The organism is Okeania sp. SIO2B9 (genome assembly GCF_010672505.1).
In the GTDB taxonomy this organism is placed as follows: Bacteria; Cyanobacteriota; Cyanobacteriia; order Cyanobacteriales; family Microcoleaceae; genus Okeania; species Okeania hirsuta.
Genome location: NZ_JAAHGK010001198.1, coordinates 1 through 2353 on the forward strand (window position 1 = coordinate 1; position 2353 = coordinate 2353).

2 protein-coding genes are annotated in these 2353 nt (G+C 32.7%); both read right to left on the reverse strand.

Annotation, left to right across the window (positions count from 1 at the left end; all coding sequences use genetic code 11):
• The coding region (locus F6K13_RS28885) for a cyanoexosortase B system-associated protein (RefSeq protein WP_287289270.1) at positions 1-579 on the reverse strand (579 nt) is incomplete at its 3' end.
• Between the two features lie 370 nt (positions 580-949).
• A complete protein-coding gene (crtB, locus tag F6K13_RS28890; RefSeq protein ID WP_124144565.1) occupies positions 950-1834 on the reverse strand; it encodes a cyanoexosortase B in 885 nt (294 codons plus the stop codon).
• Between the last annotated feature and the right edge of the window lie 519 nt (positions 1835-2353).

Genomic DNA, 2353 nt, shown 5'->3' on the forward strand with positions numbered 1-2353 from the left:
TACCATAGCTAGTCTATCGGTCCAAAACCAATCACCAGGTTTTGGACTACCACCTCCAGGCCAGGCGTACCATTGCATAACTGCATAGGTTTGTTTATTTGTCCAACTCCTAAAAAATCTAGCTTCTATATCTGATTTATTTTGTTTTCCTGAGTCTGTAATGCTATCTCCATCAGGTGTCTGTGAGGTAAAACTAACTCGCTTGTACGAATCAGTCTTCCAACGATAATACCCATTTATATCCATCCATTCTACTTGAGGCTGGTCTTTTTGTCCATTTTGAGTTAAAAGTAACAAAGTGACAGATTTATTTTCATAGTCAATTTTTTGAAGCAACCACTTATGATCGGCAATTGTTATTTCTTGATGAGATGTTGTTGTCAAATCAGTAATAGTTAATCCATCTTTTCTTATTTGTTTTAAGCTTTTAAGATTAGTAATTTTAGCGGTATTTTCCCATGACCATTTTCCTGCTACATAACCTGGTAAAGTACCTACTACTAAAATGATTAAAAGAAATACCAGTAATACTATTTGTGGAAATTGATACTTTTGGAGATTTTTTAAACTATAAACCATATTGAAGAAGGAAGAAGTTGAGAAGGAAAAAGAAGGAAGTAAATGGGGATAGTCTTTAACAACGGACTTCCTGTCTACAAACCCTAACCAATTGTAGACAGTAAAGGTGAATGTAGGCTATTAAACCCATAAAGAAAAATATTGAAGAAGTTGATAAGGAAGAAGTTGAGAAGGAAGAAGAAGGAAGTAAATGGGGATAGTCTTTAACAACGGACTTCCTGTCTACAAACCCTAACCAATTGTAGACAGTAAAGGTGACTTTAGGCTATTAAACCCATAAAGAAAAATATAAAATCAAAGAAAATTTTATTGATTTTTTGACATTTATTTTAGTTAAGATAAATCTCAAAGCTAGACTCGATCAATAACTTTATTGATTTGCAGGTTCAACTGATGTTGTCAAATGACTGTCTATCCAATTCATCATCAAAACTAATAAACCCAACATACAAGCAGAATACATATCTCCACCCCATCCATCATGCAGCCAATGAAAAGCTTCATCTTGACCTGTACCATGAAAAATTGTTAGTATAGTGTTTCTGATAATATTTGCACTGACGCTAACCACTGTTGCACTAGAAAGTAAAAAAATTGTTTTAACACGACTAGCTATAGCACCAGTCCAGTAAAGTAGCATTAGTGAAACATAGAGACTGGTGAATAACATTTTTAAACCTGCACAATGAGGTGCAACTTCGACAATTCTTCCCCCTACATATAGATATATTTGTTCTACAGTAACATCCATATTTAATTGTGTTAAAATGAAGCCAGCTACTGCAGCAATAAATTTTTGTAGAGGCAAGGCATAAGGTTCTATTAGATAAGGAATATGGTTAGGACTAGCAAGCAAAACGAAAATTAGCGGCATAACCATTAATTTTAATCCAGGAATTCCTTTAAACCAAAGACAAATTCCTGCTAGTATTAATGGAAAAGATAAGTTAATCAGGTCTGGGATACCACTTACATACCAAGCTCCTGCAAGTCCTAATAATATGCCTCCCAATGGGTGAAAAATATTGGGTAATTCTTGCCATTTATGACGATTATTCCAAACAATATAACCAGCAAAAGGTAGACCTATTATTCCATGACTAAAGTATTCATGTTCTATACTTATACTTTTATTTAGCCAGCCATCATACCAATAGATGATTAGAGGAATATACATTAGAAATACTAAGGCAGCGATCGCTATTGTGAGTATGTTCTGTTCAATAGCAATGGGAAATTTTTGGCGAGTTTGCATATTTTTTAGTGTTATTGATATTAATTCAAAATATTAAAGTTTTAGACAGATATGAATCTTTGAAAGAAAACTTCACAAGTTTAACTAGCTTTCAGCTATTAGGTCGGGTTTAAATCACCTTTTTAATTACATTTCTCTCGATTTCAGTATAAATCACTCGCTGTTTGCGTTAGTGCTGCTCCTGCGGAGCATTCCGTCAGGAAATACTTTTTAAATTTAATTTTTGGATAATTAATATTTGGAGATAGCAAAAAAAAGATGCTTCTCATCTTATTATTTATTCTACTTTTTCCTCAATTTTATAGCTAAAATTAATTGTTTTTAGGTGATATTTTTCTGAGAAGACCCTGAATTTTAAAATCAATTAAATTAACAGTTATTAATTAACTATTTTAGAGCTGATTTATCAAGTAAATATTAAGAGGCTGAATTCCTTGCAATACAAAGGTTTTTGGAGTTATAGCCCAATCATACCTAAATCCCTGAGAGTTAGATGAAATAAGGGTTTTAGCTAAGTTT